Origin of the sequence: uncultured Corynebacterium sp., from assembly GCF_902782855.1 — a bacterium.
Classification (GTDB): Bacteria; Actinomycetota; Actinomycetes; order Mycobacteriales; family Mycobacteriaceae; genus Corynebacterium.
The window spans coordinates 1-6,242 of record NZ_CACZOO010000054.1 but is presented as its reverse complement, the minus strand read 5'-3'; the positions used below and the strand labels follow the sequence as shown (position 1 = coordinate 6,242).

At 66.4% G+C, this 6,242-nt stretch carries 7 protein-coding genes; 2 read left to right on the top strand and 5 right to left on the bottom strand.

Features of this window, described 5'->3' with window-relative positions:
- Positions 1-304 precede the first annotated feature (304 nt).
- From QZV72_RS02345 to QZV72_RS02330, 4 genes are all read right to left on the bottom strand, one after another.
- The gene (locus QZV72_RS02345; RefSeq protein ID WP_297004760.1) at positions 305-1,084 is read right to left on the bottom strand and encodes an ATP-binding cassette domain-containing protein; all 780 of its coding nucleotides are present in this window, start codon (positions 1,082-1,084) and stop codon (positions 305-307) included.
- Positions 1,081-2,139 (bottom strand): ABC transporter permease, encoded by a 1,059-nt coding sequence (locus tag QZV72_RS02340; protein ID WP_297004757.1) that lies wholly within the window; start codon positions 2,137-2,139, stop codon positions 1,081-1,083. Before QZV72_RS02340 ends, QZV72_RS02345 begins: the two co-directional genes overlap by 4 nt.
- Complete coding sequence (locus QZV72_RS02335; protein ID WP_297004755.1) at positions 2,136-3,149, bottom strand: substrate-binding domain-containing protein; 1,014 nt, start codon at positions 3,147-3,149, stop codon at positions 2,136-2,138. Before QZV72_RS02335 ends, QZV72_RS02340 begins: the two co-directional genes overlap by 4 nt.
- Positions 3,150-3,263: 114 nt before the next feature.
- Entirely contained in the window at positions 3,264-3,908 is a 645-nt protein-coding gene (locus QZV72_RS02330) for a CbrC family protein (protein ID WP_297004753.1), read from the bottom strand.
- Between the two features lie 588 nt (positions 3,909-4,496).
- On the opposite strand from QZV72_RS02330, the gene QZV72_RS02325 reads away from it, so the two are divergent.
- Together QZV72_RS02325 and QZV72_RS02320 are read left to right on the top strand one after the other, a co-directional pair.
- A complete protein-coding gene (locus QZV72_RS02325; RefSeq protein WP_297004750.1) occupies positions 4,497-5,051 on the top strand; it encodes a hypothetical protein in 555 nt (184 codons plus the stop codon).
- A complete protein-coding gene (locus QZV72_RS02320; RefSeq protein ID WP_297004748.1) occupies positions 5,048-5,809 on the top strand; it encodes a LiaF domain-containing protein in 762 nt (253 codons plus the stop codon). The genes QZV72_RS02325 and QZV72_RS02320 overlap by 4 nt, the downstream gene beginning before the upstream one ends.
- Here QZV72_RS02320 and QZV72_RS02315 read toward each other — a convergent pair.
- Positions 5,796-6,242 (bottom strand): aminotransferase class I/II-fold pyridoxal phosphate-dependent enzyme (locus QZV72_RS02315; RefSeq protein WP_297004745.1); only part of this gene is annotated, 447 nt, incomplete at its 5' end. The genes QZV72_RS02320 and QZV72_RS02315 overlap by 14 nt on opposite strands.

Sequence of the window (6,242 nt, the reverse complement as noted above, 5' to 3'; positions counted from 1 at the left end):
GCCGATGACCACGGCGATCTCGCCGGATTCGACGGTCAGTGTGACATTCTCGACGGCGGTGACGGTCTCGTCACCGGAACGGAAGTACCTGGACAGTCCGGTGGCGCGGACCGGCGGGGCGGCGGTGTGGGTGGTGCGGGCGGTAGGGGTGGTTGAGGCGGGCATGGGCTCCTCGGGGCGGTTCAGGTCAACTCAACCGAATGTAGCCTACCTTTAGCGTGGATGCCTCATTTATTCGGGATTTCCGCTGAAACCCGCCTCTGCCTGGTGATTTCCTTTCCCCAACCGCTGTACCGGGATCCGGTCACCGCTCCAGTTCGTGGGCCAGGGAGGACAGCTCCCCGCCACCGGCCATCTCGAGGGTCAGCTCGTCGAGGGTGACCTCGTCACGGGCTGCGTCCATCTTCTGGTGTCCCAGGTTCAGCAGCACGAACCGGTCACCGACCAGGTGCGCGTGGTGCGGGTTGTGGGTGATGAAAACAACACCGAGCCCCTCGTCACGGGCCGCGGCGATGAACCGCAGCACCATGCCGGACTGCTTCACGCCGAGGGCCGCGGTCGGCTCGTCGAGGATGAGCAGCCGGGCGCCGAAGTACATGGCGCGGGCGATGGCGACGACCTGGCGCTGACCACCGGACAGCGAGGCGATGGGGACCGCCACGTCCGGCAGGTCGATGCCCATGCGGTGCAGCCGCTCGTGGGTGATCTCCCGCATCTCGGTCTCGCGCATCATGCCGAACCGGCCGGTGAGCTCCTGACCGAGGAAGAAATTGCGCCACACCGGCATCTCGCCGACGACGGCGAGGTCCTGGTAGACCGTCGCGATGCCGTGGTCGAGGGAGTCGCGCGGGGAGCCGAAGCTCACCTCCTCCCCGTCGACGAGGATCTCGCCCTCGGTGGGCTTGTGTAGCCCGGCGAGGATCTTGATGAGCGTGGACTTTCCGGCACCGTTGTCGCCGAGGACGCAGGTGACGGTGCCGGCGTCCACCGTGAGGTTGATGTCGGTCAGCGCCCGGAAGGCGCCGTAGGCCTTGCCGACGCCACGGAGTTCGATGATGTGCTGCGCTTCCTGTGCGTCACTCATTTGCGGGCCTCCGTGAACTTCGAGAAGGAGTTGTTCGACAGGACCGCCAGCAGCAGCACACCGCCGACGAAGAACTTCAGCCAGTCCGGGTTCCACCCGGCGTAGACGATGCCCTGGGTGGTCATGCCGTAGATCAGCGCACCGATGGCGGTGCCGATCGCCGTTCCCTTGCCACCGGTCATCGCCACACCGCCGACGACTGCGGCGATGATGTAGAAGAACTCGTTGCCGACACCCTGCCCGGCCTGGATCGAGTCAAACTCGAAGAGGTTGTGCTGCCCGACGAACCAGCAGGACGCCGCGACCAGCATGAAGAGGATGATCTTCACCCTGTCGACCGGCACACCGACGGCGCGGGCGGCGTCCGGGTTACCGCCGACAGCGAAGATCCAGTTGCCGAACCTCGTCTTGAAGAGCACGACATGGGCCACGATGACGAAGAGGATCCACCAGAGGACCGTGACCTTCAGGGTGACGCCGAAGATGTCCCACTGGCCGGCGAAGAGCTTGCGGCAGAACTCGTAGCCCTGCATGTCGGCGATCGACTTCGTGGACACGGCGTTCATGATCCGCTTGGTGAGCGCCAGGTTGAGGCCCTGGAGCATGAGGAAGGTCGCCAGGGTGATGAGGAAACTGGGCACACCGGTCTTGGTGACCATCCACCCGTTGAAGAAACCGATGGCCAGGGCGATGCCCAGGGCGAGCAGCGAACCGACCCACGACTGCATGTGCCACTGGTAGTTCATCATCGTCGCGGCCAGGGCCGTCGAGGTCACCGCCACGCCCGTGGAGAGATCGAACTCGTCGGCGATCATCAGCAGACCGACTGCCAGGGCGACGATGCCCAGGGTCGACGAGGTGTAGAGGATCGTGGCGAAGGAGTCGAGGGAACGGAAGCTCGGCGCAACGATCATGAACAGCACGAACACGCCGACCGCACCGATGACACTGGCGAGCTCGGGACGGTGCAGCAGCTTGTCGAGGCCCCGGCGGGTGCGCGGGGTGGTGGCGTCCGCGGTGATCTCCGCGGTCACCCCGGTGGAGGGGACGGTCATCGCAGCCCTTCCTTGGCGGCGTCCGCGATGGTGTCGATGTTGTCGACGTCCACGAAGCTCGGCCCGGTGTAGACGGGGCGGCCACCACCGACGGTGGTGCCGTTGCGCTTGGCCAGCCAGAGCGAGTCGATCGCGAGGTAGCCCTGCAGGTAGGGTTGCTGGTCGACGGCGAACTCGATCTTGCCTTCCTTGACCGCGGGGATGAGCTCGGCATTGGTGTCGAAGGTGCCGATCTTCAGGTTGTCGCCGAGGTCGCGACCCGCTTCCGCCGCGGCCTGCGCGGCGACGAGACCGACCGGGGTGACCAGGGACATGATCCAGTCGATCGACGGGTCCTGGGCGAGCTTCGCCTTGATGGTCGACTGGACGGAGGTGAGTTCCTGACCGTTGACGTAGAGCGTCTCGACCGAACCGCCGGCGCCGAGGCCCTTCTTCACACCGGAGCAGCGGTCCTCCTGGGACTGGTTTCCCTGCTCGTGGATGACACAGATGACCTTCCTCGCCTTTTCGTCGCCGAGGCGTTCGCCGGCCCGCTGTCCGGCGACACCCTCCTCCTGGCCGAAGAAGCCGGTGAGACCGTACTTCTCGTACTGCTCCATGCCTGCGTTGAGGCCGACGACGGGGATGCCGGCGTTGACGGCCTTCTGGGCGACCGGGCCGATGGCCGAAGGGTTCGGCATGGTCACTGCGATGCCGTCGACGTCGGAGTCGATGGCGGTCTGGACCAGCTGGGCCTGGTTGGGGGCCTGTGGGTCGGAGCTGTAGCGCAGTTCGATGTTGTCCTTCTGCGCGGCGTCCTCGGCACCCTTGCGCACGAGGTCCCAGAAGGTGTCGCCCGGCGCGCCGTGGCTGACCATGCTGACGACATAACGCGGGGTGTCGACGGTACCGCCGCCGGATCCGTCGCCGTCACCGCGGGGGGCGCCGCCGGTGGAGGAGCAGGCGGCGAGGGACACTGCGAGGGCTGCCGTCATTGCGGCAGCAACGGTCCTGAGGGGCTTCTTGAACATCACGACCTCTCAGTCAAGGCTTCTGAAGCGATTAAGTCAAGCCGGCGACATGGCAGCTGACCTGCACATTTACCGATCAAGTTTATCGGTTAAGAGGGTTTCACCAGCAGTATCTCAGTCGTTGTCGGAGTACGCGAGGTGCCTCCCGCACCCGGAGCAGCGGAAGAGGTAGACGACCTCGGAGGCGTCCGGGCCGACGTGATCCACCCTCGCCTCGACCGGGGTGCCGTCCGCACCCCAGTGCGAGGTAGCCCGCAGACTGTCCAGTACCCCGCCCGGGACGTCGAGGTCGTCGAGCGCCTTCAGCTCCGCACCGGTGGGCTGGCCGAGGTACTGCGCCGGGGTCGAACAGCAGGCCAGCCACTGGGGTTCCTGCCAGGTGAGGAAACGCGGGGTGCGGCAAGACAACTCCTCCCACTGTTCCTGCGGCACCGTGAGATCCGTGATGAAGGGGTCGAGAACCTCCGTGATCCTGCCGTCATCGTCCCGCCGGATCTCGAAGAGATCCCCGGTGAAGTCCGCCTTGTGTCCGTCGGTCCCGTACTTCTCCGAAGCCGGTCCGTCCGCGATGCACCAGGGGCAGAGGTTCTCCGGCGACTCCCCCGGGCAGTACGGGCCGAAGACGTAGCCCCAGCCCCGGACCTCGCCGCAGCACGGGCAGGGGTCCTGGGTCTCGTGGAAGGCGCCTCCCCCGACCGGGTCGGGGTAGTAGGTGAAGGTGGGGAAAACATCGGGAGTGGCGTCAGTGGCGTCCGTCATGGTGGGCCATCCTAACGAACCGATGCCAGGGGCCGCCCCCGTATCCGGTCTACAACCGTCCTTCATCTCGGGCTTCACATCTGCGGCAGGAACGGATCGCAGCTTTCCGCTCGTGGCACAGCATGGCGATTCCGTGCCCGCCGCAGATCTGAAGCCCGCACTGAGGACCGCTCCCCGACCGACGCACGGATGAGCGGGATATCGCCCGATCACGGTCTGGACGATCCACCGACCGACCAGGAGATCCAGATGACGCAGCCTGCCCATGACCGCTGGCGCCGGGTCGACGATGACCGACAGTCCGATGCGCTGCCACCGTCGCAGTTCGGAACCCCGAGTAACGCAGGGACTCCGCACTCACTCAACCCCACGCCCCAGCCGAGGTCCTGGTCTGAACCTCGTCCTGCACCCCGGCCAGTGCCCCGACCACAGGCTTCGCAATGGACCACCAAGCCGGAGGGAGCCTCCGCCACCACGCCTCCGACCTCTCAGTGGTGCCCACCGGCCGCACCACAGACCACCCCGCCGACTGCATCACCAGCCGTCCCACCCACGAACCGCCCCTCACCGCTCACAGACAACCGCATCATGGCCGGAGTGCTCGGCGGACTGGCACTGATCACGCTCATCGCGCATTTCCTGAACTGGTACAGCGGCTCCGTGACACTCGACACGGGCTTCGGCGCCCTCAGAGCGACGTGGAAAAGCAACGGCTTCGGTTCCGGTTCCTCGGAGGGATTCGGGGGAATCGCCGACAGTTCCACGACCAGCCCGCTGCTGATGCTCCTCGCCCTGCTCGTCCTGGCGCTGCTGACGACAGGTACAGCGCTACAGGCGTTCGGAAGAAAACCGGTTCTCGGCGCAGCACTCCCGCTGGCTGCGGGAATCATCGAACTCCTCCTCGTCATGTTCGGTTTCCTGGTCGGCAGTCAACTCACGGCGGAGTCCGCCATGGGCGAATCCGACCGGGCCGGCATCGACCAGTACGTGTCCACCTCCTACGGCGCAGGAATCTTCCTCGCCCTGCCCATGTCCCTGGCACTCATCACCATCAGCATCACACTCCTGGTTGCGCACCACAGGACGGCTCGGAAAGCACAACGACCGCAGCCACCGTCACGCCCGGTATCCTGGCGTTCATGACCTCCCCGGAACCCACCGACCCGACGGACCCCGGTGACCCGTTGCCCGCCCGCATCTCCGACGACCGACGTCAGGCCCTCAACGACAAACTGACCCTCGCGGTCGGTCAGGGGCGGATCGACCTCAGTGAGTTCTCCACGATCAGCGACGCCGTCTGGTCGGTCACCGACGTCGACAGGTTCGCCCGCCTCGAGCAACTCGTCGCCGGTAAGTCCAGCCCGCCCGACGACGCCGAGATCGACCGCCTCGCGGGGAAAGCAGCGCCCATCCCCGGGGAATCCGCCCCGACAGTGCAGCCCAGGGGCAGTATCAGTTCCTTCGCCACCACCATCAACCATTACGGGTCCTCCACCGTCGTCCCCGAGAACCACGTCCCCACCCAGTCGACCTGGTTCGGGGACATCGCTCTCAAAGGCACCATGCAGCTCGGCGAGCGTGAGGGTTACCGTCTCGTCTTCGGTGACCTCAACCTCGACATCCGGGAGATGACGCTCACGGCGTCCACCACGGTCCTGCAGATCAGCCTCGTCTTCGGCGACGTGAAACTCACCGTGCCGCCGGGAATCCGGGTCGTCAACCGGATGAAACTCAACTTCGGTGACGTGAAGGTCACCCAGCGTCAGGGCGGTGCCACCCCGAACTACCCCGGCGCCCCCACCGTCGTGCTCACCGGTCGGTCCATGTTCGGTGGCCTGCGGGTGCGTGTCGCCGAGCCCGGGGAGAAGCAGGGCTTCTGGAACTGGCTCACCGAGGGCTAGGCACTGCCGGACGCCGAGGACCGGCCGCGGCCCGGCCGTGGCCCGAAACCGCCACCAGATCCTCAACCAGGCGGTCCAGTTCCGTGTCCGAGAGTTCATGGACGGTGAGCCGCACATGGCTCTCCCCCGTGTCACCGGCACCACCCAGCAGGAACGTCGCCCCGTCACGGACGATCCAGCCCCGTCGCCGCAGCTCACCCACCGCGTCCGAGGCGGGGACGCCGAGGTCGACCCAGATGTTCAGCCCGTCCATATCCGGCGCGTCCAGCCCCGCTGCCCGTAGCCGCGACAGGAACGCCCGGTTGCGCTCCGCGTAATGGGCCGCGGCATCGTCGATATGCCGCCTCGTCGGAGCGTCCGACAGGAAGGCGGCGACGGTGCGCTGCAGCAGATGACTGACCCACGTCGACCCGCCGTTGATTCGGCGCGACAG